Origin of the sequence: Rufibacter roseolus (genome assembly GCF_017916365.1) — a bacterium.
In the GTDB taxonomy this organism is placed as follows: domain Bacteria; phylum Bacteroidota; class Bacteroidia; order Cytophagales; family Hymenobacteraceae; genus Nibribacter; species Nibribacter roseolus.
In genome coordinates this window covers 845,525-868,364 of the sequence record NZ_JAFMSU010000002.1, presented here as the reverse complement: position 1 = coordinate 868,364, position 22,840 = coordinate 845,525, and the positions used below count along the sequence as shown (strand labels likewise).

The 22,840-nt window shown below is 49.1% G+C and carries 22 protein-coding genes; 9 read left to right on the top strand and 13 right to left on the bottom strand.

The window, feature by feature from the left end; all coding sequences use genetic code 11:
- Window positions 1-25 precede the first annotated feature (25 nt).
- A complete protein-coding gene (locus J3P35_RS12600; RefSeq protein WP_210464945.1) occupies window positions 26-634 on the top strand; it encodes an HD domain-containing protein in 609 nt (202 codons plus the stop codon).
- 49 nt (window positions 635-683) lie between these two features.
- Here J3P35_RS12600 and J3P35_RS12595 read toward each other — a convergent pair whose 3' ends face one another.
- From J3P35_RS12595 to J3P35_RS12585, 3 genes are all read right to left on the bottom strand, one after another.
- Window positions 684-1,559, bottom strand: a complete 876-nt coding sequence (locus tag J3P35_RS12595) for an alpha/beta fold hydrolase (protein WP_210464944.1) — start codon at window positions 1,557-1,559, stop codon at window positions 684-686.
- Between the two features lie 11 nt (window positions 1,560-1,570).
- The gene (locus J3P35_RS12590) at window positions 1,571-2,095 is read right to left on the bottom strand and encodes a TetR/AcrR family transcriptional regulator (protein WP_317195397.1); all 525 of its coding nucleotides are present in this window, start codon (window positions 2,093-2,095) and stop codon (window positions 1,571-1,573) included.
- Window positions 2,096-2,281: 186 nt separating this feature from the next.
- Window positions 2,282-3,001 (bottom strand): LytR/AlgR family response regulator transcription factor, encoded by a 720-nt coding sequence (locus tag J3P35_RS12585; protein ID WP_210464942.1) that lies wholly within the window; start codon window positions 2,999-3,001, stop codon window positions 2,282-2,284.
- Window positions 3,002-3,253: 252 nt separating this feature from the next.
- Here J3P35_RS12585 and J3P35_RS12580 point away from each other — a divergent pair, with 252 nt between their 5' ends.
- From J3P35_RS12580 to J3P35_RS12560, 5 genes are all read left to right on the top strand, one after another.
- A complete protein-coding gene (locus tag J3P35_RS12580; RefSeq protein ID WP_317195377.1) occupies window positions 3,254-4,039 on the top strand; it encodes a peptidase-C39 like family protein in 786 nt (261 codons plus the stop codon).
- Window positions 4,014-5,495: a RimK family protein gene (locus tag J3P35_RS12575; RefSeq protein ID WP_210464941.1), complete on the top strand. Its 1,482-nt coding sequence runs from the start codon at window positions 4,014-4,016 to the stop codon at window positions 5,493-5,495. The genes J3P35_RS12580 and J3P35_RS12575 overlap by 26 nt, the downstream gene beginning before the upstream one ends.
- Window positions 5,476-6,720 (top strand): carboxylate-amine ligase, encoded by a 1,245-nt coding sequence (locus tag J3P35_RS12570; protein ID WP_210464940.1) that lies wholly within the window; start codon window positions 5,476-5,478, stop codon window positions 6,718-6,720. The genes J3P35_RS12575 and J3P35_RS12570 overlap by 20 nt, the downstream gene beginning before the upstream one ends.
- The gene (locus J3P35_RS12565; protein ID WP_210464939.1) at window positions 6,717-7,418 is read left to right on the top strand and encodes an N-formylglutamate amidohydrolase; all 702 of its coding nucleotides are present in this window, start codon (window positions 6,717-6,719) and stop codon (window positions 7,416-7,418) included. Before J3P35_RS12570 ends, J3P35_RS12565 begins: the two co-directional genes overlap by 4 nt.
- 94 nt (window positions 7,419-7,512) lie before the next feature.
- Window positions 7,513-7,917, top strand: coding sequence for a phage holin family protein (locus tag J3P35_RS12560; RefSeq protein WP_210464938.1), 405 nt, complete (start codon window positions 7,513-7,515; stop codon window positions 7,915-7,917).
- Window positions 7,918-8,102: 185 nt separating this feature from the next.
- Here the strand turns inward: J3P35_RS12560 and J3P35_RS12555 are convergent, their stop codons facing one another.
- On the bottom strand, window positions 8,103-9,035 hold the full coding sequence (locus J3P35_RS12555; protein ID WP_210464937.1) for a D-2-hydroxyacid dehydrogenase: 933 nt from the start codon (window positions 9,033-9,035) through the stop codon (window positions 8,103-8,105).
- 160 nt (window positions 9,036-9,195) lie between these two features.
- Window positions 9,196-10,236 (bottom strand): nucleoid-associated protein, encoded by a 1,041-nt coding sequence (locus J3P35_RS12550; protein ID WP_210464936.1) that lies wholly within the window; start codon window positions 10,234-10,236, stop codon window positions 9,196-9,198.
- A 286-nt stretch (window positions 10,237-10,522) separates the two neighbouring features.
- Here J3P35_RS12550 and J3P35_RS12545 point away from each other — a divergent pair, with 286 nt between their 5' ends.
- Complete coding sequence (locus J3P35_RS12545; protein ID WP_210464935.1) at window positions 10,523-11,197, top strand: TIGR02117 family protein; 675 nt, start codon at window positions 10,523-10,525, stop codon at window positions 11,195-11,197.
- A 564-nt stretch (window positions 11,198-11,761) separates the two neighbouring features.
- Window positions 11,762-12,142: a hypothetical protein gene (locus J3P35_RS12540; RefSeq protein ID WP_210464934.1), complete on the top strand. Its 381-nt coding sequence runs from the start codon at window positions 11,762-11,764 to the stop codon at window positions 12,140-12,142.
- A gap of 168 nt (window positions 12,143-12,310) precedes the next feature.
- Here J3P35_RS12540 and J3P35_RS12535 read toward each other — a convergent pair whose 3' ends face one another.
- The 5 genes from J3P35_RS12535 to J3P35_RS12515 form a co-directional block, all read right to left on the bottom strand.
- Window positions 12,311-12,865 (bottom strand): DUF4136 domain-containing protein, encoded by a 555-nt coding sequence (locus J3P35_RS12535; protein WP_210464933.1) that lies wholly within the window; start codon window positions 12,863-12,865, stop codon window positions 12,311-12,313.
- A 46-nt stretch (window positions 12,866-12,911) separates the two neighbouring features.
- Window positions 12,912-13,343 (bottom strand): methylglyoxal synthase, encoded by a 432-nt coding sequence (locus tag J3P35_RS12530; protein ID WP_210464932.1) that lies wholly within the window; start codon window positions 13,341-13,343, stop codon window positions 12,912-12,914.
- Window positions 13,344-13,475: 132 nt separating this feature from the next.
- Window positions 13,476-14,627 (bottom strand): tetratricopeptide repeat protein, encoded by a 1,152-nt coding sequence (locus tag J3P35_RS12525; RefSeq protein ID WP_210464931.1) that lies wholly within the window; start codon window positions 14,625-14,627, stop codon window positions 13,476-13,478.
- Between the two features lie 66 nt (window positions 14,628-14,693).
- Window positions 14,694-17,327, bottom strand: coding sequence for a DNA gyrase subunit A (gene gyrA / locus J3P35_RS12520; protein ID WP_210464930.1), 2,634 nt, complete (start codon window positions 17,325-17,327; stop codon window positions 14,694-14,696).
- Between the two features lie 70 nt (window positions 17,328-17,397).
- The gene (locus tag J3P35_RS12515) at window positions 17,398-17,547 is read right to left on the bottom strand and encodes a hypothetical protein (RefSeq protein ID WP_210464929.1); all 150 of its coding nucleotides are present in this window, start codon (window positions 17,545-17,547) and stop codon (window positions 17,398-17,400) included.
- A 239-nt stretch (window positions 17,548-17,786) separates the two neighbouring features.
- Here J3P35_RS12515 and J3P35_RS12510 point away from each other — a divergent pair, with 239 nt between their 5' ends.
- Entirely contained in the window at window positions 17,787-18,548 is a 762-nt protein-coding gene (locus tag J3P35_RS12510; RefSeq protein ID WP_210464928.1) for a hypothetical protein, read from the top strand.
- Between the two features lie 57 nt (window positions 18,549-18,605).
- Here J3P35_RS12510 and J3P35_RS12505 read toward each other — a convergent pair whose 3' ends face one another.
- From J3P35_RS12505 to J3P35_RS12495, 3 genes are read right to left on the bottom strand one after another with little or no spacing between them, the layout of a single operon-like run.
- A complete protein-coding gene (locus tag J3P35_RS12505) occupies window positions 18,606-20,381 on the bottom strand; it encodes a M14 family metallopeptidase (protein WP_210464927.1) in 1,776 nt (591 codons plus the stop codon).
- 8 nt (window positions 20,382-20,389) lie between these two features.
- Entirely contained in the window at window positions 20,390-22,051 is a 1,662-nt protein-coding gene (locus J3P35_RS12500) for a M14 family metallopeptidase (RefSeq protein WP_210464926.1), read from the bottom strand.
- Between the two features lie 22 nt (window positions 22,052-22,073).
- Entirely contained in the window at window positions 22,074-22,766 is a 693-nt protein-coding gene (locus tag J3P35_RS12495) for an HD domain-containing protein (protein ID WP_210464925.1), read from the bottom strand.
- Window positions 22,767-22,840: the final 74 nt, after the last annotated feature.

Here is a 22,840-nt window from a genome sequence, read left to right as displayed (position 1 = left end):
TTTTACTCAAACTACGAGATTGATCATGACAACCTTTGATGTTCTTCTTCAGCAAATCGCCTTCATCCACGAGATTGATAAGCTGAAATATATTACCCGTAAAACCCGTCTCTTCAACAGCAACCGCCACGAGAATGATGCGGAGCACAGCTGGCATCTCGCCATGATGGCACTGGTATTAGCTGAGCATTCCAACGAGCCGGTGGATGTACTCAAAGTGGTGAAGATGCTACTCATTCATGACCTGGTAGAGATTGATGCCGGCGATACCTTCCTGTTTGATACTGTTTTAAACCACACCAACACCGAGGTGGAACGGAAAGCTGCCCAGCGGATCTTTGGTTTATTGCCCCAAAAACAAGCCGAGGAGTTCCTGCACATCTGGGAAGAATTTGAGGCGGGTGAAACCGCCGAGGCAAAGTTTGCCCGCACCATGGACCGTTTGGAGCCACTTCTGCAGAACGTTTCCAACGAAGGCGGTACCTGGATGGAGTACAACGTACCTTATGACAGAGTGATGGAGAAAACAGTTGGGCTTCAGAATGGCTCCCAAACCATCTGGGAATTCGCCAAAGCCCTCCTGGACAGTTCCGTGGAGAAGGGCATCCTTAAGAAAACAGATACTGGCGAGTAATGTACTAGCTAAAAAAGGAAGAGCTACACAGGCTGTCCTGTAAGAGAACCTACTGTAAAACCGGCTGCTCTAAAAAAGCCTGAATGGCTTTCGTGACTTTGTCAGGTGCTTCTTCCTGAAGAAAATGCCCGGTTTCCAATTCCAATACTTTTAGCTGCGGCAGTGTTTTTCGCCAGTTTTCCAGAAATGAGGCCGGAATCAATTTGTCTTTTGTGCCCCACAACACTAGTGCAGGTTTGCCGTCCAGAACTTGCCTTTGGTTATACAAACTGGTGAAATATGGAGTCTCGCCGGCCAAGGCTTTGGCAAAGTACCAGGTGCCTAGCCGGTCTTTCCTTTCCCTGAACGGTCCCAGGTATTGTTGATGCACCTCCCGGGTAAGTTTTTCCTTTTGGTAAAAGGCTTGCGGCAACAGGAATTTTGGGGAGAAGTTCAGGTTCACGTACAGGAACTTCCCAAACCGGCTGCCGAACAGTTTGCTTGCCTGCATTATGGATTTAACTTCGGTAAGGGGCCACATCCAGGAGTTGAGCGCTACCACCTTAGCCACTTTCTCGGGCTGCTTTACGGCCCAGCCCAGCCCAATGGGTCCCCCGAAATCATGAACCACCAGCGTTACGTTCTCCAATTGCAGGTGCTCTACCAGTCTAGTAAGGTTGTCTCGGTGATCCTCCAATAAATAAGAGAAGTTCTGGGGTTTCTCAGAAAGTCCGAAACCCAAGTGATCTACCGCAATGCACCTATAATTTTTGGAAAGTGCCGTTATCTGGTTTCGCCAGAGGAAGGACCAGGAAGGCGTGCCGTGCACAAATAAAATGGGAGCTCCATGACCTTCATCCACATAATGGAGCTGTCCTCCGGGTACTGCCAGATAATGCTGTTTGAAGGGGTAGGCACTTTTGTCAAGCCATGATTGATCTTGCATAACGGTAAAGATTAAGTGGCTAAATGATTCTTCAATTGTATAAGGTAACTCTCTATTACCTCCTGCAGCGGGTATTCCGGGAGTATGAGGTAGTGCTGGGCAACTCCGTCAATGGTGGCAAACATGAGTACCGCATCAATAGTGGGGTTCGCAGACCCGGCCTCAGCCAGGTTCTGGGAGAGCAATTGGAGCACCAGATGGTTTTCAGCTTGTACTTCCCTCTCCAAGGCCTTCAAAACTTCAGACTGCATCCTGAGGCTATGGTAGAGGCGCCAGAAGTTTTTGTTCTGCTCCATCAGCCGGAAGGTAGTCCGGATATGGTGTTCCAGGTACTGATAAGGGGAAAGCCCTTCAGGCTTCTCAAAGGATTGCAGAATGTCTTGCCTGCCTCTTACCAGAATCTCTTTGAGGAGGTCCTCTTTGCTTGGGTAATAGTTATAGAGTAATCCCAGGGAAATGCCTGCCTTGGCCGCAATCTGCCTGATTGAGGTGCGGTCAAATCCTTGTTCAGCAAACAACTCTAGTGCTGTGTCAATGATTTTCTGGGTGCTGGTTTCGCGTTGGGTTACCCTTTTTGAGATAGGCTGCTATATTTATATTGAATGAACGTATGTTCAAATTAATTAAAAGAAAAATCCTTTCATAGCAAAAAACTCCTATTGAAGGCTCTTTTGTTAAAAAGGAGCCTTAAACAGGAGTTCGGTATAAGGAAGATTGAAAGACTAAAGTTTGTTCAGGCGGCTGTAGAACTTAGATTGGTAAGAACCACCAATGGGAATGTACTTGTCCTGCATGAACACTGAGTCGTCTTCAATGAGCTCTATTTTCTTCAGGTTGATAATAAATGACCTATGGATGCGCAGGAACATGTCTTGCGGCAGTTTCTGGTCAATGGCGCTCATAGTAGTATAGACAATGTGCTTTTTGGTATCGGTGTTGATGACCACATAGTCACCTCTGGCCTCAATAAATGATACATTGTTCAGGTTCAGCTTTACAATCTTGTTGTCAACCTTCACAAAAAGCTCCTCTGAGTTGCCGTTGGTAACTGGTGTACCGTTGGTTCTGGTATCCAGCTTTTTGGTGGCGTTGAGTACCGCTTGCGTAAACCGGGTGAAATCAACAGGTTTTAAAAGGTAATCGGCTACCTGTAGCTCAAAAGCCTGTAAGGCAAAATCTTTATGCGAGGTAATGAGGATGGTCTGTGGTTTATGGGGCAGAGTCTTGAGCAGTTCCATGCCGGTCATCTCGGGCATCTCCACGTCCAGGAAAAGCAGGTCCACGCTATCGTTCTTCAGCAACCAGGCCAATCCCTCCACACTGGAGCTGAACGTTTGCACCAGTTCCAGGCTGGGAGTAGCCTTTATATGACGCTCCAGAATCATCCGGCTTAGTTCATCATCATCAATAATTATTGAGCGGAGGGGAGTTTCTTTTTTCAAATGTCTAGAGGTTAGTTAGTAACAGGGTAAAACTTTCTCTTCCCAAAGATATCAATCTAATTATAATTTCCACGGGTGCAAACGGTAAATTGTATAGGTAAACGTACTTAAGCCTACCTAAAAAAAGTGATGAAAAAGAAGCTGGGGTAATTCCATTGCCCAGGAGGCCGGAAAGTTTGTGCCTACGGGGCCACAGTTAGGTAACCCAACCGTAAAAACACGTATAAGAGACACAAATAGACCAAAAGAAAAGTGCTTCCAGTTACCCTACTAAATTCTTTAAGGATTCTTACCCAACCGGATGATTCTACCTGCGGGCCCACCAGCCTCCATGCGGTTTACCAGTATTACCAGGATTCACTTCCGCTGGAGCAGGTAATCTCTGAGGTTTCTTTCCTGGAGGAGGGCGGCACCCTGGCGGTTTTGTTGGGTTGCCATGCCTTGCGCAGGGGCTACAAAGCCCGTATCTATACCTATAACCTGCACGTGTTTGACCCCACCTGGTTTAAACTGGGCAAAGAGAAAATTATCGCCAACCTGCGGGAACAACTCATCTATAAACCAGACGCCAAGCTGCACGTAGCCACCCACGCCTACATTGAGTTCTTGGAACTGGGTGGCGAGATCCTGCACAAGGATCTTACCCTTAGCCTGCTGGACCATTACTTCTCTCGGGGAATTCCACTTTTAACGGGGCTCAGCGCCACCTACCTGTATAACTGCGCCCGGGAAAGAACCAATGAACGAGGCGAAGCTATCTATGACGATGTGCGGGGCGAGCCTCTGGGGCATTTTGTGGTCCTCGCGGGCTTTGACAACGAACAAGATAAAGAACACGTGATTGTGGCAGACCCTTATCAGGAAAACCCATTGGTAGGAAACAATTATTATAACGTACCCATTTCGCGCCTCATTAACGCCATTATGTTGGGCATAGTCACCTATGATGCCAACCTCTTGGCCATTGAACCGCAACCAAAATCTAAACTTACCCCAGAACAGACCAACCTTCATGCGCAAACTAGTAGTGGTCAATAATCCCAAAGACTGGGATCTTGACATTGAGGATGTAGAGGTGGTAGATGCGCAGCGTTATCTCACCGATCCGGCCTACACAGAAATTAAAAGCGCCCGTATTTTCAACCTTTGCCGGTCTTACAAATACCAGAGCAGTGGTTATTACGTCTCGCTTTTAGCCGAAGCCAGGGGCCACCGGGCCATCCCAAACGTGACCACCATCCAGGACCTGAAATCACAGACCATTGTAAGGGCCATCACCGATGAGATCAACGAGACCATCCAAAAGAGTTTATCTAAGCTCAAGTCCAAGAATTTTACCCTTAGTATTTACTTTGGGCAGAATGTGGCCAAACAGTACGAGAAACTGAGCAAGCAGCTGCATGACCTTTTCCAGGCCCCGCTTCTGAGGGCGCAGTTTGTGTATAATAAAGAATGGACACTGGAAAGCATAAATCCAATTCCGGTGAACGAAGTGCCCGAGCATCACTTGCGGGACCTGTACAATTTTGCGAAGGCCTATTTTGCCCGTAACCGGTTCTCCAATATCCGGACGAACAAGAAAATCTATGACCTAGCCATTCTGGTGAACCACGCTGATAGTGATCCGCCTTCCAATGACCGGGCTATCCAGAATTTCATTGATGCCGCCGAGAGCCTGGGCTTCTACACCGAGCTGATCACCAAGGAAGATTACCGCCGCTTGTCTGAGTTTGATGCGTTGTTCATCAGGGAAACCACCTCGGTGAACCACCATACCTACCGTTTTGCCCGCCGGGCCCACGCCGAGGGTTTGGTGGTGATTGATGACCCGGTTTCTATCCTGCGGTGCACGAACAAGGTTTACCTGGCCGAGCTGCTTTCCAAAGCCAAGGTGAACATCCCCAAAAGCATGATCATCCATAGGGACAATTGCTGCAAGGTGGTGGCGGAACTGGGGCTGCCGTGCGTGCTCAAGAAACCGGATTCCTCTTTTTCCCAAGGCGTGGTGAAGGTGAAAACCGAGGAAGAACTAGAAGAGCAACTGAAGGAGATGCTGTCTGAGTCTGACCTCATTATTGGGCAGGAATTCACGCCCACGGATTTTGATTGGCGCATTGGCGTGCTGGACAAGCAGCCGCTCTATGCCTGCAAGTACTTCATGGCCAAAGACCACTGGCAAATCTACAATTGGGAAGGCAAGAAGAAAGACGTGACCGGCAACTTTGAGACCGTACCGTTTGAAGATGTGCCGTTCTTTGTGCTCCATACGGCCTTGAAGGCGGCTAACCTCATTGGCGACGGCTTGTACGGCGTAGATGTAAAGGAAATTGATGGAAAGGCCTACGTGATTGAGGTGAATGATAACCCCAACATTGACCACGGCGTGGAAGACCGCATCCTCAGGAAAGACCTGTACCTCACCATCCTCAAATCCATTAAACGGCGGATAGACAGCCAAAAAAACCTGACCGGCAATGAGCAGCGCCTCTCCTAAACTAGGTTTATTCCAGGGCTACGGCGTAGAAATGGAATTCATGATTGTGGACCGGGATACCCTCCAGGTGAAGCCCATCTCAGATGAGGTACTCAAAGCAGAGGCGGGGGAACTGACTTCTGATGTGGAGCGCGGCACCATGGCCTGGTCTAATGAATTAGTGCTGCACGTCTTAGAACTTAAGACCAACGGTCCGGCTCCTGAGCTATTTTCTTTAACCGATAAATTCCACGGAGAGGTGCAGCGGGTGAATGAGTTGCTGGCGCCCTTTAACGCCATGCTGTTGCCAACGGGCGCGCACCCGTACATGGATCCCTACAAGGAAACGAAGCTTTGGCCCCACGAGGCGAGTGAGATCTACGAGGCTTACAACCGCATTTTCAATTGCCAGGGCCATGGTTGGTCAAACCTGCAGAGCACCCACCTGAACCTGCCCTTCAGAGATGATGAGGAGTTCGGGCGGTTGCACGCGGCCATCAGGTTGATCTTGCCGCTTATTCCGGCTGTCAGCGCGGCCTCACCGGTGCTTGACGGAAAAGTCAGTGGCTTGCTGGACACCCGTCTGGAAGTGTACCGGAAAAACCAGGGTAAAATTCCGCTCATTGCCGGAGAGGTGGTGCCGGAGGCGGTTTTCTCTGAGGCAGATTATGATGCCCAGATTTTCCAGCCCATGTTCCAGGCCATTGCGCCCTATGACCCGGAAGGCGATCTGCAAGAAGAATTCCTGAACTCCAGGGGAGCCATCGCGCGGTTCAGCCGGGGCGCTATTGAAATCAGGATCATTGACAACCAGGAGTGTCCGCTGGCGGATATAGCCATTGTGACGCTGGTCTCCGAGGTACTGAAGAAATTGGTTTCCGAAAGGTGGGGCAGCTACCCAGACCAGCAAAAAGTTAACACCTCTTTCTTGGCCTCAGTTTTTCTGGCTTCTCTTAAAAACGGCCCCCAAACGGAAGTACCGCAAGCTGATTATCTGCGGCTCTTAGGTTTAGCCGGTGAGAAAGCCACCTTACAGGAAATCTGGGAACACCTATGGCGGGAAGTGCAGGAAGAACCCGTTTTCACCCCGGCGCTAAGCCAAGCTATTAGGTTAATCCTTCAGGAAGGCTGCCTTTCCCAGCGAATTTTGAAGATTTTAGGTTCTTCGCCTTCCATTGACGCCATCAAAGACGTATATAGAAAATTAGCTAACTGTTTGGCTCATAATCAACTATATGCACCTTGAAAAACGAACGGTTGAAGGTTATCGTCACTTGTGAACACGCCGGAAATGAGATACCTCCGGAGTTTGCAGCCGCCTTTGAGGGGGCAAAGCAAGTGCTTGCCACGCATAGGGGGTATGATATTGGCGCGCTAGAGCTGTACCAGAAATTCTCCAAAATAGCTGATTTCTCTCTGTACAGTACTACCAGCAGGTTGGTGGTGGAGTTGAACAGGTCTTTGCACCACCCAAAATTATTCTCTGAGTTTATGCTGCCTTTGTCTACCGCGGAGGCAGAGAAAGTGGTGGCAGATTACTACCAGCCTTACCGGCAGAGGGTAGAGGAGCAGATTGCCAGTTGGGTGCGGGAAGATTTTTCCGTGATACATGTATCGGTGCACAGCTTTACGCCTGAACTCAACGGCAAGGAGCGGAAAGCAGACATTGGTTTGCTCTATGACCCTAAGCGTGAAAAAGAGCAGTTGTTTGCCGCACGCTGGCGCCAGCAGATGCAGATGGTGAATCCGGAGATTAAGATCAGGTATAATTATCCTTACAAAGGCACCGCCGATGGCTTTATCACTCATCTGCGCAAAGACTATACAGACACCCAATATGCCGGCCTTGAACTGGAAGTAAACCAGCGGTTTCCCGAGACCCACAAGGAGGAATGGAAGGTCCTGCAAAGCCAGTTGATACAGACTTTCAACCTTGCCCTATAAACCCTTTCCGTATTTTCCAGTATAGAAGCAATACCAGAACTAAATATTCTGGAACCCATATACAATACTGTTCTACCTAAACTATGAAAAAAGTATGGATTTCTTGATTAACCTTCTCGTGAGCGCCGGGGTACTGATGCTGTTGGCGTATTTAATGCCACAGGTTACCATAAAGAGTTTCTGGACCGCCCTCTGGGTTGCCTTTTTGGTGGGTATTCTTAACGCCACCCTTGGGTTGCTGATTAGGTTCCCATTGAACCTGGTGACTTTGTTCTTGCTGCAATTTGTAGTGAAATTGATAGTGACCGCAGTCATCATCAAAGTTGTAGACAAGCTGGTGAGAAACTTTGAAGTGCGCGGCTTCTGGCCTGCGTTGGTGATTGCCATTGCCTTGGCAGTTGCCAGTACTTTACTGGAACGTAACGACGAGGAATATGACAGCGCAGAGTACCAGCAAACTGCCTTGGTTCAAGGGCCTTTGCAGCAAATTGTCAGCTAACTTTGTATATGCCTGATAATGAAAAGCGCCAGCATCTGGATAAGATGTTGGCGCTTTTTTTGTTGTTAAAGGCTAAAAGCAACAGGCTTTTTGGTCTTATCAACCTTATGTTTTGGACCTGTTTTTAATAAACCAGCCCTTAAACCCTATTCTGCATTTTTTCTGAGTCCAGATTCGCTGGAGGATTAGTAACCCTGTGATAGGTTCACCTGGTCTGGCACCTCTTCACCGGCCAGAAACAGTTGAAGGTTAGAGACAAACCTCTCTATTTTACCTTCCACCTCACGGGCCTGACCACCGCCGGTGTGCTGCGTGATTAATACATTCTCCATCTCCCAAAGCGGGTTTCCTTTTGGTAGAGGCTCTTCCTCGGTGACGTCCAGCACCGCCCCAGCCAAATGCCCGGATTGCAGAGCCTCTATTAGCTCAGTTTCATCGGTGGTATTGCCGCGGCCCACATTGGCGTACAGGCTGCCTTTTTTCATGGTCTGGATGAATTTTCTGGAGACGTATTTGTCAAGGTTGCCAGGCAGGGTATTGATGATGATATCTGTTTGCGGCAGATGCTGGAAAAGCTCATCAAGGGAATGGATCTGGGCGGCGGGGTTTTGGCGGGCAGTCATTTTTACCTTCGTCCCGAACCCTTCCAGAATCCTTTTCACTGCCTGGCCAATGGTACCCGCCCCCAGTACAATGGCGGTTTTCTGCCCAAGTAGGTCCAGCTTCAGGCGCATCTTTTTGCCCTGCCAGTTCTGTATCTGCTGCAGTTTAACCAGATCCTGAATACCCCGGTAGAAAGCCAGAATACCGGCCACCATAGTCTCGGCACAGGCCTCCGCGAAGAAATTACCCATGTTGGAGACCTTTGCGTTGGTTTGTACCTGTTTGAATTGGTCAAAACCCGCAGATTCCAATTGCCAGAATTGCAGATTAGTAGGGGCTAAGGCAAACCAGGAGGAGGGAGGGTTCCCAAACAGGAGCTCCGCCGAGGCAAAAGCAGATTCACTTTCCTGGTTTTCAAACCCATTATAGAAATAAGGTTGAATATTTGCCGGAAGTAGGTCCTTTAGATATGTCTGCTGTTGCGGGTCAAGTTCAGCGAAGATAAACAGGTTCATGCGAGAAGGTTAAGGCAAAAGGTCGAAGTCTGAGGCTCTTTGTTGAGCGTTCTACAGGTAAGACGTAGAGAAAAAGCCCGGTGTTTTAATTAAAGTAAAAGGAAGGGGAGGCCTTTAGCTGTTCTGGCCCCGTTTTTAGGAAAACAGGGCCAGAACAGGTTTATTCCTCATCCTCAAAATACAGCTTATAGTATTTGCGGCCATCCTCGTCTACGCCTTTCTCAATCATGTCTTTGTTTCCATGGATGTAGATGTGGAAGTTCTTATCCAGTTTTAGCACGCTCTTGAAAACCCGTGCTTGTTTCTTCACCGCCTGGGGCGAGATGTCAAAGCTGTCTTCCAGTTCAATGTCATAGTTCTGGCGGTACTCGGTGTCATAGTTATTGAAGGATTCAATAAGATCAGGTTGCCCGAAAACCTCAGTGACAAACTCTTCCTTGTCAAAGGTCTCGTGCTTGTTGAAGTACTCCACGGACCGGTTCAGCAGCACGATCTGGTCAGTTTTCTCTACCTCAAATTCCTCTGACATGCGCTCAGAAATAAATTCTTTGGTAAGGTTGAGCAGGTGGTTGGTCTGGTGGAACTCGTTGTTGATCTGGGTTAGTCCCAGGAAGTTTTCGCTCCAGTATTTGGCTTCCTCGCCGCGGTTCTGGTTGTCCATGATGGCTACCAGAAAGCCTTCCTCGGGTTTGGTGTTGAAGATGATGCAGCCTTTGTCAAACTTGTTGGAGTCAATGCCCTCCAGGTAAGACATGGAGAAATCCCGGTTCTTGCGACTTACGTCAAAATAACCGCTTTTAACCTCAGTTTTGAAGATGCCCACGGCTTCCACTACGCGCTCCTCAATCTCACAGTTGATGAAATGGGCCACGTACAGCTCACCGGGTTTGATTTTGGGGTGCGTGGTGCTTTCAAACAGGTGACGCGCGATGTTGCGGGAGTTCTCATGGAAGGACTCCTTATCAGCGAAGATGTTCTCGGCGTAGCTGTACACCTCATTGAACTGCAGCGATGAAGGGTGCGAGAATCTGAACCGCTCGTGCGCCTGGGCAAACTTACCCAGGAAGAACTTCTCCAGTTTTTCGGTAAGGCTGTCGCCAAAATCAAAGGTGTTCTCTGATAAGGTCAGTTTCTGTTCCAGTCCTTTGTTACCCACGTGGTGGATGGAAAGGTGCGTAAGCGAGGCGGTATCAAATTTCATGAAGGAGGTTGCGCTAGGGAATTGGAATTCAAATGAAGCTGCAAAAGTAAGGAATCTACTGCATCTGGTAAGGTATGGGGGTAAATACTCATGCTATTTAGATTTAGGATATTGTATTCAATCCATTTAATCTAAAACAACCTTTAAACGGAATGTAATGGCTCTCCAGGCAAAAAGAGATTTATTGACTGTTCTTATGCCAGATGGCATGAAGGTGAGTGAGGTTTCTTGTGGTTCAAGCGGAAAGGCCTATCTTTCGGATCTCCATTATTGAAATACCTTTATATTGAAATCTGCCTTAATCACCTCAGGATACGTTTTCCTGGTCTTATTGTCGCTGGTGCTGGTTTATTTCGTGGTTGCGTTTGTGCTGTCCAGGATGAGCGTAGCTGCAGAGCCTGAAACCAGGAAAGAGGTTTCCATTTACATCCTGACTAACGGAGTGCATACCGACTTAGTAGTACCGGTGAAGAACGAGGTCTATGATTGGCGTAATTATGTTAAATATGACCATACCGCAGGCAAAGACACCACGGCAAACTTTATAGCCTTCGGGTGGGGTGACAAAGGCTTTTACCTGGAGACGCCCACTTGGGCTGATTTGAAGGCGAGTGTGGCTTTCAAAGCGATGACGGGTCTGAGTGCATCGGCCATTCATGCAACTTTTTACAAGACCATGCCAGAAAACGAGGCTTGCCACAGGATAGACATCAGCCGGGAACAGTACGGAAGATTGGTGAAATTTATCCAGCAACGGTTTGATTTGGACGAGCACGGGAATACCATTCACATAAAAACAGATGCAAACTACGGCCAGAATGATGCTTTCTACGAAGCAACAGGAAGCTACAATCTATTTTATACCTGTAACACCTGGGCCAACGAAGGCCTGAAAGCCTGTGGCCAGAAAGCCGCTGTATGGACGCCGTTCTACAAAGGAATATTTTATCACTACAGATAATGAACGTTGTGGTGAGTTGTTAGCCTCACCGTGTTTAAAGATGAATAAAGTGGTTGGATTGATTATGAATCTCTATTTAACATATAATAAGCTATAAGTCTTTGTAATTTGTCTTATTTAAAAGTCTTATAATTTATATTATGTTAAGTAAATAAAAAAGAAGTTCCTTTGTACTTAGATAAACCTTTAATCTCCTATCTATTTCTTCTCCTATTTGGGATCTACTTTTGTTGGACATTCCTATTTACCTTTTAGTATTCTTTAACTGTTTGGCATTGTTGGGCATATTGAATCACAACATTAAGTCAATAATATAACCACATAGAAAAAGCACGTATGTAACGTGCTTTTATTTCTAAAGAGACTGTAACTGCTATTTGGGTTTTTACTGCATGGCTATCACCTAAGGCTTTGGCTTTGAATCAGTGAGTTTACTAAAAAGCATTTACTAACTTGATCGTCTACAGTTTTCAGCTCTCCTAACTTAATCATGGTGTTTATACTGAACCCACAACTTTCCCTTTCATTTTACGGTAGGCACTAAGGAAATCAAAATGTTTAACCATGGCTACACAGAGATCCTTTGATGAACTCCTGAATACAAAACAAAAGAAGCTTGCATTTTTCCAGAACCTGGTCTTAGTGGCTGTCGCAGATAATTACCTGGACCAGCAGGAAAGCGATTTCCTGGTTTCCATAGGAAGAAGGCTGAGCCTAACAGAAGAAGATACCACTCCTATTGCTGATAACCTGCCCGTGCTCTCTTTTATCATCCCCGAGGATGGGCTGCAAAAAACAATGGAACTGCAAAGCCTGGTCATGATGGTGCTTCAGGATGGCAGAATAGACAAAGCGGAGTATAATCTGTGCCTGGAATATGCCCGCCGCATTGGCTACAGCAAAGACACCCTTGACGAGTTTATCGATAGCCTGCAGAATGCTTAGTTTACCGAGTCCTTTGTTTTTGCCCAGTTCTCCAAATAACACGCGAAAAACAGAGATTTGATCATTTGTCTTATCAAACTAAAACGCCTCTTAATTTAATAAAAGGCGTTTTAGTTATTTAACATAAAAAAAGAAGCCCGGACTCCTTTAACTCATTTGCCAACTTCTCTACTGAGTTGAAGTCGGTAGTGATTCAAAGAGTTTCTCCACTCCTTCGGCTATTCTTTCCTGTACTTTGGCGTTGTTGGAGGGCACCACAGACTCTGCTTGGCTGCTCCAGACCAAATTATTCTGGGTCCGGTCCACCAGGTGTACTGAAATGGTTCCTTGTTTGTAGCGTCCCACCTCTACTTCCTTGCTGCGCCAGGTATACCTTCTCTGACCCATGTAATAGGGTGCATCCGTTCTGAAATCGGTTTGCCGGGTCTGCTTTTTCTCCTGTACCACTACGCCCAGGTTCACCAGAAGATCTGGGTTTGATGTAGCCATGGTTAAACCTCGCTTCTGCAACTGGTTGGATACCTCCCTTTGCAGCGCTGCGATATGCTCTGCCGGAATCTCCAACTTAGAAGAATCTGCATTCACCTCCAGGAAACCAAAGGTTTTGTAATTGGAAAGCGTGAAATCAGGGGCGGCTTCTGTATTGGCCACCCTTACCGGGCTACAGGCCGCAAGTAACAGGAAAAGCAGCAACCCCAAAAAATAATCTATTTTCCTTTTCATGTATCTAATCAAGTTTGTACAAGTAAGATGTACTTGATTAGAAAACTTAGGTTGTACCTCCCTTTTGGCTTATCTCTAACGGGTTGTTTTTATTGCTCAGCATTTCAACTTCAAGGCCTTTTACCATTAAGCGGGCTGCTGATGGATTGGTGGCCAGGGGTACGTTGTGCAGGTCACAAAGTCGCATGAGCATCTGTACATCTGGTTCATGGGGGTGTTTACCCAACGGGTCTCGGAAAAACAGCACAGCCAGAATCTTGCCTTCGGCTACCAGGCTGGCAATCTGGGCATCTCCCCCTTTGGGACCGGATAAAAGCTTTTTCACTTTAAGGCCCGTCTGCTCTACATACTGCCCGGTGGTGCCGGTAGCTACCAATTGTGTGTTCTGGAACAGGTTGGAGTGGTCTTTTACAAAAGCTACCATCTCTGCTTTCTTGCCATCGTGGGCTATGATGGCGATTCTCTTTTCTGCTGGCATATTGAATTCGTTTGGCCTAAACTACTGGATTTTACCTCACCATGTTTACCCCTGTTTTTATTTCTGACCTGTTTTTATAAAAAGGGCATAAAAAAAGGGGCTACAAGAGCCCCTTTCTTTTGGTTGTATTTCTTACAAGGTCTGCAGCAAAGCATCCATGCGTTTTGCGTCAGCTGGTCTGTCTAAGGCAGTGTATACCTTCAGCAGAGACTGCACAGTGGTACGGTCTTTTGGCTGGGCTTTCAAAGCGTTCTCAAAGTAAGGCATTGCCTGAGAGAAAAACTTCTTGGCTTCGGCTTGAACAGCTTTACCGTTTTTCTGGTACTCGGCCAGGCTCATTTTGTTGGCTTTGTTGTTCAGGTTAGCGCCTTTGTTGAAGTAGTAAACTCCCAGGTTATACTGGGCATCAAAGTTTGCTGGGTCAATTTCAGCGGCTTTCTTGTAAGAAGCAAGGGCCTCATCGCCTTTGTTCAGTTTCTCCAGGATGTTACCACGAACGGTGTACAGGTTAGCGTTGTTTGGATCTGCAGCGATAGCGGCATTCAGTTTGTCCATGCTTTCTTTCTCACGACCAGTTTTCAGGTACAGGTCAAGTTCCTGCAGCATGAAGTTCTTGTCGTTAGGGTATTTGGCACGGGCTTTTTCTAACACAGCTAAAGCTTCTTTCTCGTTTTTCTCAACGTTGTTGGCGATGTACAGCAACTGACCATACACGGCAGGAGAAGCCAGGTTCTTGTCTACCAACTGAGTGTACAGTTGTTTAGCGGATGCATAATCTTCTGCACCGGCAGCAGCGTAAGCGGCATAGATGTAAGCAGTGGTATCTTCTGGCTTGTAGGTGATAGCCTGCAGATACGCTTTCTGAGCCTCAGCGAACTTTTTGTTGTTGTAGTTCTCTACCCCAGCGTTCAGGGCATAGGCATACATATTGTTCACCAGCACCTCTTTGCGCTTGTTGGCCTCATCGGTGAATTCCTTTTTCTTCGTTTCCAGGGCAGGAACTTTAGAGAAAGCCTCATAAGCCTGCTTAGAAGCCTCAGCCGGATCCATCAGTTTACCATAGATAGGGTGGTTAGCCATATCTGAGTAGATCACGCCTTTGTAATACCAGGCTTTAGCGTTATTGGCGGTTTTCTCGTGCACAACGGCTTTGTCAATCTCTTCTTTCGCCTTGTCTAAGGTACCTTTCTGTTGGTACATGATGGCACTTGTTACGGCAGAAGTCTGCGCAATTGCCACTTGCATGGACACCAACGCGGCTGCTGTTAAAAGAAACTTTTTCATTGCTTTCGTTAGGTTAGAAATATAGGTTGTTTGTGTTTTTTCTCTAAAAACTGGAATTTTTAAAATTTAGTTCTCACTCAGCGTATCAGGGTCCAGGAGGTCAGTGGAGGTTTCCGGGTCAATGATGTCATCTTCCAGTACTTCATCCTCTTCGTCATCTTCCGCCGGGTCAATCATGTCTTCAGGGTTCAGGGCCTCATCAATCGGCAACTCGGCTATTGGCAAATCAGACTCGCTTACTACTACTTCTGCTTTGTCTTCTACCTCAATCTTGGCTACAGATGAAATCTCGTCTCCTTCGTTCAGCCTGATTAGTCTCACCCCTTGTGATACTCGCCCGATGATTCTTAAATCTGCCACGCGTAACCTGATGGTGATACCTGAACGGTTGATGATCATGATGTCATCTGAGTCAATCACACCCATGATGGCTACCAGGTGACCGGTTTTCTCAGTTACATTCAGGGTTTTCACTCCTTTACCGCCACGGTTGGTGATCCGGTACTCTTCCAGCGATGAACGCTTGCCAAAGCCTTTTTCAGATACTACCAGCAAGTTGGTATCAGGGTTATGTACACAAACCATACCAACTACTTTGTCGTCTTCTCCGGCCAGCGTCACCCCTCTTACCCCAGCCGCAGTACGACCCATGGTACGCACTTTCTCCTCGTTGAACCGTACGGCACGGCCAGAACGCAGGGCAATGATCACGTCATTGGCTCCGTTGGTTAGCTGCACGTCCAGCAGGCGGTCACCTTCGTTGATGGTAATGGCCTGGATACCGGCTTGTCTTGGTCTTGAATAAGCCTCCAATGGCGTCTTCTTGATGGTTCCCTGCTCGGTACAGAACACCAGGTAGTTGTTGAGGACGTAATCTGGGTTTTTAAGGCCGCTCACGTTAATTACGGCGCGTACCTTGTCCTCTTTCTCAATATTAATGAGGTTCTGGATGGCGCGGCCTTTGGTAGTCTTTCCGCCTTCCGGCACTTCGTACACTTTGAGCCAGAATACTTTACCGGCTTCGGTGAAGATGAGCAGGTAGTTGTGGGTGCTGGCAATAAACAAGTGTTCAGTGAAGTCATCCTGTTTTGAAGTAGCGGCGCCTCTTGAACCAACCCCGCCCCTGCTTTGGCTGCGGTACTCAGTGAGCGGCGTTCTTTTCACGTATCCTTCGTGCGAAATGGTGATTACCATGTTCTCATCCGGGATCATGTCCTCCAGGGAAATGTCGCTGGATACCATCTCAATGGCCGTGCGGCGCTCATCGCCGTAACGGTCCCGGATATCTGTCAGCTCTTGTTTGATGATCTCCATTCTTAAGCCTTCATCGGCTAGAACGCGGGTCAGGTAATCAATCAGGTCTTTGATCTCCTGGTACTCCTTCATGATCTTGTCGCGCTCCAGGCCGGTAAGGCGCTGCAGACGCATCTCCAGAATAGCCCTTGCCTGGATGTCAGACAACTGGAATCTTTCGATCAAGCCTGTTCTGGCCACTTCCGGATCGCGGGAAGCTCTGATGAGGTTGATGACCTCGTCCAGGTTATCCAGGGCGATGAGCAAGCCTTCCAGGATGTGCGCGCGCTTGCGGGCTTCCTCCAGCTCAAACTCGGTTCTCCGGATCACCACTTCATGGCGGTGGTCCACGAAGTGCTTGATCAGATCCTTCAGGTTCAGGGTCATTGGGCGACCACCTACGAGCGCCACGTTGTTCACCCCGAAGGACGACTGCAGCTGCGTGTATTTGAACAAGTTGTTCAACACCACGTTTGGCACAGCGTCTCTTTTCAAATCATACACAATGCGCAGACCCTCGCGGTCAGACTCATCACGCAGGTCAGAGATACCTTCAATTTTCTTCTCGTTGATGAGGGCGGCAGTTTTCTCAATCATTGCCGCCTTGTTCACCATGTAAGGGATCTCGGTAACAATGATCTGGTCCTTGCCTGTTTTAGAGGTCTCAATCACGGCTTTGGCCCGCACAATCACACGGCCACGGCCCGTCTCAAAGGCATTCTTTACTCCGTCATACCCGAAGATGATACCTCCCGTTGGGAAGTCTGGCGCGGTGATGTACTTCATGAGGTCAGCCACACTGATCTCAGGGTCTTCAATAAAGGCGATGGTACCGTTCACTACCTCGGTGAGGTTGTGAGGCGCCATGTTGGTGGCCATCCCTACCGCAATCCCCGAAGTTCCGTTAACCAGCAGGTTTGGGAATTTCGCCGGAAAAACGCTGGGCTCCTTCAGGGAATCGTCAAAGTTAGGAACGAAGTCAACGGTGTTTTTCTCCAGGTCGGCCAGCAACTCGTCGGCGATGCGCTTCAGGCGGGCCTCGGTGTAACGCATGGCCGCCGGTGAGTCACCGTCAATGGACCCGAAGTTACCCTGACCATCTACCAGGGGATAGCGCAAAGACCAGGGCTGCGCCATCCGCACCATGGTGTCGTAAACGGATGAGTCGCCGTGCGGATGGTATTTACCCAATACCTCCCCCACAATCCTGGCCGATTTCTTGTATGCTTTGTTATAGGAAACTCCCAATTCAGACATCCCATACAACACGCGGCGGTGCACTGGTTTCAAGCCATCGCGCACATCCGGAAGGGCCCGGGAAATAATAACGGACATTGAATAGTCAATGTACGCCCCGCGCATTTCGTCTTCTATGTTAATGGGAATTATCCGCTCGTTTTCTGCCATTTTACTTCAATAGAGCTTAAAATTTGTACTATTTGTAAGCCTGCAATTTACGAAAAAAGATAGTGATTTGCTAATTTTTGCCCTTCTTCCGGCCACTCTTTCCGTCCAGTTCCTTCTGCATGGCTTTTGAGTTTTTGGGGAGCTTCTCGCCTATTCTGGGATTCTGTTTTTTATACCAGGGCATGCCTCTGTACTCACCCTCCCCATGGCGGTGAACCATGCGGGTTTGGCAGGAGGAAATGGGACAGGCTGGTCTACAGGATGAGGCCAAAACGCTGCAGAAAATAATCAATAGGAAGAATAAAACACTTTTTCTCATAAGGGGCATCATAGGAAAAATGGAATGAAGTTCTGCCACAAAATAAGCTAATTCTGAAGCGCGGCTCCCAATTTTTTGGTTATTCCTAGAAAAATCATACATTGGTATACAGATAAAACCAGCTCTACCTGTTTACCCTTATGAAATTTAACGCCAAAAGCCTCTGTGTATTTACCTTAGGATTAACTTATTCCGCCCTTGGTTTCTCCCAAACCAACGCTCCGCAGGGAATGGCCGCCCAGATGAACCTGAATACCTTGGCAGCCGGGGGAAATGCCGCTAACGTGCGGATATTTGACAACAGGTACGAAGGTGTTAAAGGAAGCCCCTATTTTATGGAGGCCTGGTTACCGGGCGAGATTGAAATCAAGGCAGGAAACACCGGTAAAACCGAGCTCTTCAAAGACCTGAAGCTGAAATACGATGTATTCTCCAACCTTCTGGTGGCGGTGATTCCCCAAACGAAAGACACGCTCCAGATCAGTACCCTCCCTGTCATTTCTTTCCGTATGGAAGCGCCTGCAGGAGACAAATTGGAGTTCAGAAGAATAAAAGAAGCCCGCGAGCTTGACCCAGCTTTGGCAGATGCTTTTTTTGCCGTGCTGTATGACAGCCAGAACGGAAAGGCAACCGTAGTGAAAAGGATTGCTAAAAAGAAAATAGAAGCCAACTTCAAAGGCCCGTACAGCGCAGGTCAAACTTATGACGAGATCGTAGATGAGACCAGTTATTACGTGGTGGCAAACGGCAAAATGAAGAAGGTGAAGCTGAACAAAAAATCCCTTTTAGAGGCGTTTCCGGAAAAAGCGGACCAAATTAAATCCTTTATTTCCAGCCAGAAACTGGCCATGTCTTCAGAGGCAGACCTGGTTAAAGCAGTTACTTATTACCAGTCTATATAAGCAACAATTACACCCTAAAAACAGAAAGGGCGACCCACCGGGCCGCCCTTTCTGTTTTTAGGGTGTATTCTTTGAATCAGGCTCAAAACGGCGGCTTACCACCCCTCCTTTTCGGCTATCAACTTCGACCAAAAGGTTTGGCTTGTTGGCCTTCACAATCCAGCGGGCTTTGATGTAGCCCATGCCCGGGATGTTAGGAATTTCCAAACGGGCCGGGTTCAGTTTCTGCTCTTTACCCAAGTTCAGGTCAGCGTTCTCCAGCACCATGCCAGCTACTACGGTGGAGTCCCGCAGGGAGATATAGTCTGGCCGCTCAATTCTGTATTTCAGGTCCTGGCTGGAGTGTGTGGGAATGATGCGGGTATTGGCCACGGTGGCCGTCACCTCCGTTAGGCCGTGGGGCAATTTACGGGTCTGTACATCCTGGATCACCAACTGCGGTAACTGGAACGCTTGGTACACGGTAAAAGCCATGTTGCGGTGGGCATCTTCTTCCAGTAAAAAGCCCGGATGCGCCCTGGGATAGTTCTTCTTGAAGCCTCCTATTTCCACTTTGCCGTAGGTGGGGTGGTCAAAAGGCGTCCACTCCACAAAGGCATCATTGAACAAGAGCATCTGGTTGAAGTCGTATTGTTCTGCTTCACGGTCTGCGGAGCTGGTGCCCTTGCGGTCAAATTGCAGGTACGGCGACATAAGCTCGTTGGAGAACGTGAAGATGCCGCGGGCACCATGAAACCAATCAAGTTCCCCCCCGAAGGCGGAGTACAGGTCTTTGTATACCACCATGTAGGTGTACCCGGGAATAATCTGCTCAGCGTATTTCCCCAGCAGGTCATATACCTGGTTGTCGTCTCGGTTATAGGTGTTCTGGTCTTCTTCCGCTCCAGGGCCACGCAAAATCATGCCGCCATTGTTGTGGTAGCTCTGTGCGCCCGCGATGTTGGGGTGGCGCAGCACAAAGTCTTTCACCGCCCGGTTCTCGGGGATGGAGAACGGGTATTTGTAGGCGCCTCGTTGAATGTAATCTGGCTGCCAGTTCCAGCCCCAATCGCGGTTAGGGTCATAGTAGCCGGGCGGATCTTCGTTCACTTTGCCATCACCGTCATTGTCCAAGCCTTCGTAGCCCAGCAGTTCATACTGGCCTGGTTGGTCAGGTTTGGCCGGGATGAGCCGAAGCGGGTTCTGCGGATCCTGGATGTACCGCCCGTTAGGTGATTTGCGGCGCATAAAGGTGATGTGCCCGTCTTTGTTCAGGTCGTCGGGCTGGTCCTCGTCCACCAAACCGTCACCGTCATCGTCCAGGGGAATCATGCCGGAACGGGGCGAGTGCGGCGAGTTGGCCTGGTGCATGAAATGGTTCCGCGCATCCGGGTTGATGGTGGGGATGATGTAGAACGTCTTCTGCTGCAACAGCTCCTGGATGAACTTGTTGTCATGGAAGTTCTCTACCAAATACCATGCAGTGTACAAGGCAAATTCAGAGCCTTGGATCTCATTTGAGTGGATGTTCCCATCAATGTACATGGCCGGTTTCCGGTCCGGGTCGCCGGTGTTGAAATCAGAGATGGTGAGCACCCAGATACGTCGGCCCTCGTAGGAATCACCGATGGTTTCCATCTTCACCAAATTCGGGTGGGCTTTGGCCAATTTAGCGCATATCTCGGTGAGGCCGTCATAGTCATAGTACCGGTTCCAACTCACGGTTACCTTAGGGGCCTGGGGAGTGCCGGCAGCCCTGAAAACTTGGTCTGCCGTTTGGGCCTTGGTTTCCGAAATCAGCCCTGAAAACAAGCAGGCTGACAGAAAGGCGATAGTTAAAATTCTTTTCTTCATGGCAGGTACTAGCGGAGGAAGACTTCTTTGGTTTGTTTGCCGGCAGTGGGACTGCTGGCGATGATGGAGACGTAGCCCTTTCCACTCACGAGCCAGGAAACCTGGAACTTCTCGCCGCCCGCCAACGCGTTGCTCAGCTGGATTTTATTACCCGAGACCACTTCCTGGTTATCGCTCAGCTTAAGGGTCACCTTCACTTTCTGCACCCATCTTGACTTGTCTCCTATCTCTGAATGAGTGGGCAGGGAGCCCTGGTTGTATACGTCGGCGGTGATGCGGGTGAGGCCGCCGGCCACTTTCTCTGAGCTGATGTTCACGATCTGCAGAGAAGGCATCCATTTAGCATAAGCCGAGAAAAACTGGAAGTGCTTGGTGGCAATCGGGCCTAAGGTGCGCACTGGTGGGGTTTGTTTCACGTAAGGTGCCAGGCCGCCAATCTCTACCTCCTGATCCGGGAAATCAGGGTGCTTAATGGGTTTCCAGTTCACAAAAACACCGGCCATATCATTGGCCTCTGCCCAGCGAAGGAAATTAACGTCATCATGCTCAGAGGGAGCCTGCGGCTTTTTGCCACCAGTGGTGTCTTTAGATGCCTCTATAGGCGGGGTCCACCAGCCGGGCGTGCTGTAGCTGAACCTTCCATAATGGAAATACGCCCACTGCAACACATCGCCGGGCGAAGGTGCTACACGGGGGGCGTTTTTAGGCTGGATGGTTCTGTTATAAAGCTTGGAAATCTGGCTGTTCACGGCGGCATCTTTCTCCAGCAAACCACTCACGATGCGCTTGGAGGCGGCGGCTTTGTCATACCGCAGGGGCTCAGTGAGGGTGTTGGCCGGCCCGAAGACAAAGACTGCGTACACGTTCCTGGCCTCGTACATGAAATCCGCGAAGGCTTTGGTTTCACGTTCAGACATGGGATGCTCGCCGGCCCCCTGTTGGAAATAAGGATAGTCAAAGGTGAAATTCCGGTTGAACATCACACCGCCTTCGGGGTCTTCGTTCCACTTGCCGTCTTTGTCGTTGTCAATGCCCTCGGTGTAAAGCAGGTAACCGCCTTTCTCGCCTTTGGAGACATCGGCCTTCACCATAACCCTTGGGTCTTCATCCGCGGGACGGAACGGTCCGGTGGGATTCTTGACGCGCATCATGGTGATGAGGCCGTCTTTGTTCAGGTCCTCGTACGGGTCTTCAAACATGCGGCCGTCCCGGTCATCGTCTATGGGCTGGGCGTTGCCGAACCGCTCCCAGCGAAGCTTCTCGTGGTACTGCTCAGAGGCATCCGGGTTGAGGTTGGGGAAGATGTAGAAGGTCTTGCTCAATAAAAGATCGCGCACCGAGTCCTGCAGAACGGCGCCCTGAAGCATCTGTTCGGCCATCTGCACGGCTAGTTCGGTGGTGGCAAGTTGGGTGCCTTCCACGCCCGCGGCAACCACAATGGCAGGTTTGTTTGCGGCATTGTCGCGGCCCATGGTCAAGAGCCAGATCTCTTTGCCGGTGGCGGTTTTTCCCACGGTGGTGAGCGAAACCAGTTTACTGTAGCGGGAACTCAGTTTCTGCAGCCGGGCGGTGAGCTGCTCATAACTCTGGTAATCGCGCTGGGCCACGGCCACAGAACTGAGGCCGGAGAATGCGATGCCCAACAAGGCTGCCTTTAGGTTTATATTCATGTAAGGTACTTGAGACTTTATCCTAATCGGCTTTAGTGGTGAGTTGAAAAGCGGCGGGCGGAACTTCTTCCCCGTGCCATTCCATCAGGAATTGCGCTACAAATTGTTCCATGTAGGCATGTCTTTCCTGGGCCAATCGACGACCAGCGGCCGTGGAGAAGCGGTCTTTGAGCAGGAAAAGCTTCTCGTAGAAATGGTTGAGTGTAGGTCCCTGGTTTTTCTTGTATTCTTCAAAAGAAGCGTGTAAACGCGGTTCCTGCCCAGGGTGGTACATCTCGCGTCCTTTGTGCCCGCCGTAGGCGAAAGCCCGCCCAATCCCAATAGCCCCAATGGCATCCAGTCGGTCAGCGTCCTGTACCACTTTGCCCTCCAGCGTTGAAGGCGTGGTGTCAACGCCCGCGCCTTTGAAAGTCACCTCCCTGATGATCTGACATACTTTCTGGATCAGGTCCTCGGGGGCACCCCGCTCCTTCAGCCATTTTTGGGCGGCCCTGGGACCGGCTTCCTCGTCTCCGGCGTTGAATTTCCAATCGGCGATGTCATGGAGTAGGGCGCCCAACTGCACAACGGTAAGGTCGGCGTTTTCCTGTTGGGCTATGGACATGGCGTTCTGCCAAACCCTTTTAATGTGCCACCAGTCATGACCAGAACCCTCGCCAGCGAATAGTTTTTCTACGTGTTGGGCAGTGATTGCCACCAGTTCTTCAGCGTTCATCGGGGAAAATTAGTTAAAAAAATGCAGAGCATTGTTCCATGGGAGCTAGGTCACCGCACAATCCTGTTTTAGGT

Excerpts from the sequence above, each read along its gene's own strand:
- J3P35_RS12600 (WP_210464945.1), top strand. The coding sequence starts at position 26 with ATGACAACCTTTGATGTTCTTCTTCAGCAAATCGCCTTCATCCACGAG.
- J3P35_RS12570 (WP_210464940.1), top strand. The coding sequence starts at position 5,476 with ATGAGCAGCGCCTCTCCTAAACTAGGTTTATTCCAGGGCTACGGCGTA.
- J3P35_RS12515 (WP_210464929.1), bottom strand. The coding sequence starts at position 17,547 with ATGGTTCACCGCCATGGGGAGGGTGAGTACAGAGGCATGCCCTGGTAT.
- J3P35_RS12525 (WP_210464931.1), bottom strand. The coding sequence starts at position 14,627 with ATGAAAAAGTTTCTTTTAACAGCAGCCGCGTTGGTGTCCATGCAAGTG.
- J3P35_RS12510 (WP_210464928.1), top strand. The coding sequence starts at position 17,787 with ATGAAATTTAACGCCAAAAGCCTCTGTGTATTTACCTTAGGATTAACT.
- J3P35_RS12495 (WP_210464925.1), bottom strand. The coding sequence starts at position 22,766 with ATGAACGCTGAAGAACTGGTGGCAATCACTGCCCAACACGTAGAAAAA.
- J3P35_RS12550 (WP_210464936.1), bottom strand. The coding sequence starts at position 10,236 with ATGAAATTTGATACCGCCTCGCTTACGCACCTTTCCATCCACCACGTG.
- J3P35_RS12500 (WP_210464926.1), bottom strand. The coding sequence starts at position 22,051 with ATGAATATAAACCTAAAGGCAGCCTTGTTGGGCATCGCATTCTCCGGC.
- gyrA (WP_210464930.1), bottom strand. The coding sequence starts at position 17,327 with ATGGCAGAAAACGAGCGGATAATTCCCATTAACATAGAAGACGAAATG.
- J3P35_RS12560 (WP_210464938.1), top strand. The coding sequence starts at position 7,513 with ATGGATTTCTTGATTAACCTTCTCGTGAGCGCCGGGGTACTGATGCTG.
- J3P35_RS12575 (WP_210464941.1), top strand. The coding sequence starts at position 4,014 with ATGCGCAAACTAGTAGTGGTCAATAATCCCAAAGACTGGGATCTTGAC.
- J3P35_RS12540 (WP_210464934.1), top strand. The coding sequence starts at position 11,762 with ATGGCTACACAGAGATCCTTTGATGAACTCCTGAATACAAAACAAAAG.
- J3P35_RS12530 (WP_210464932.1), bottom strand. The coding sequence starts at position 13,343 with ATGCCAGCAGAAAAGAGAATCGCCATCATAGCCCACGATGGCAAGAAA.
- J3P35_RS12505 (WP_210464927.1), bottom strand. The coding sequence starts at position 20,381 with ATGAAGAAAAGAATTTTAACTATCGCCTTTCTGTCAGCCTGCTTGTTT.
- J3P35_RS12535 (WP_210464933.1), bottom strand. The coding sequence starts at position 12,865 with ATGAAAAGGAAAATAGATTATTTTTTGGGGTTGCTGCTTTTCCTGTTA.
- J3P35_RS12555 (WP_210464937.1), bottom strand. The coding sequence starts at position 9,035 with ATGAACCTGTTTATCTTCGCTGAACTTGACCCGCAACAGCAGACATAT.
- J3P35_RS12595 (WP_210464944.1), bottom strand. The coding sequence starts at position 1,559 with ATGCAAGATCAATCATGGCTTGACAAAAGTGCCTACCCCTTCAAACAG.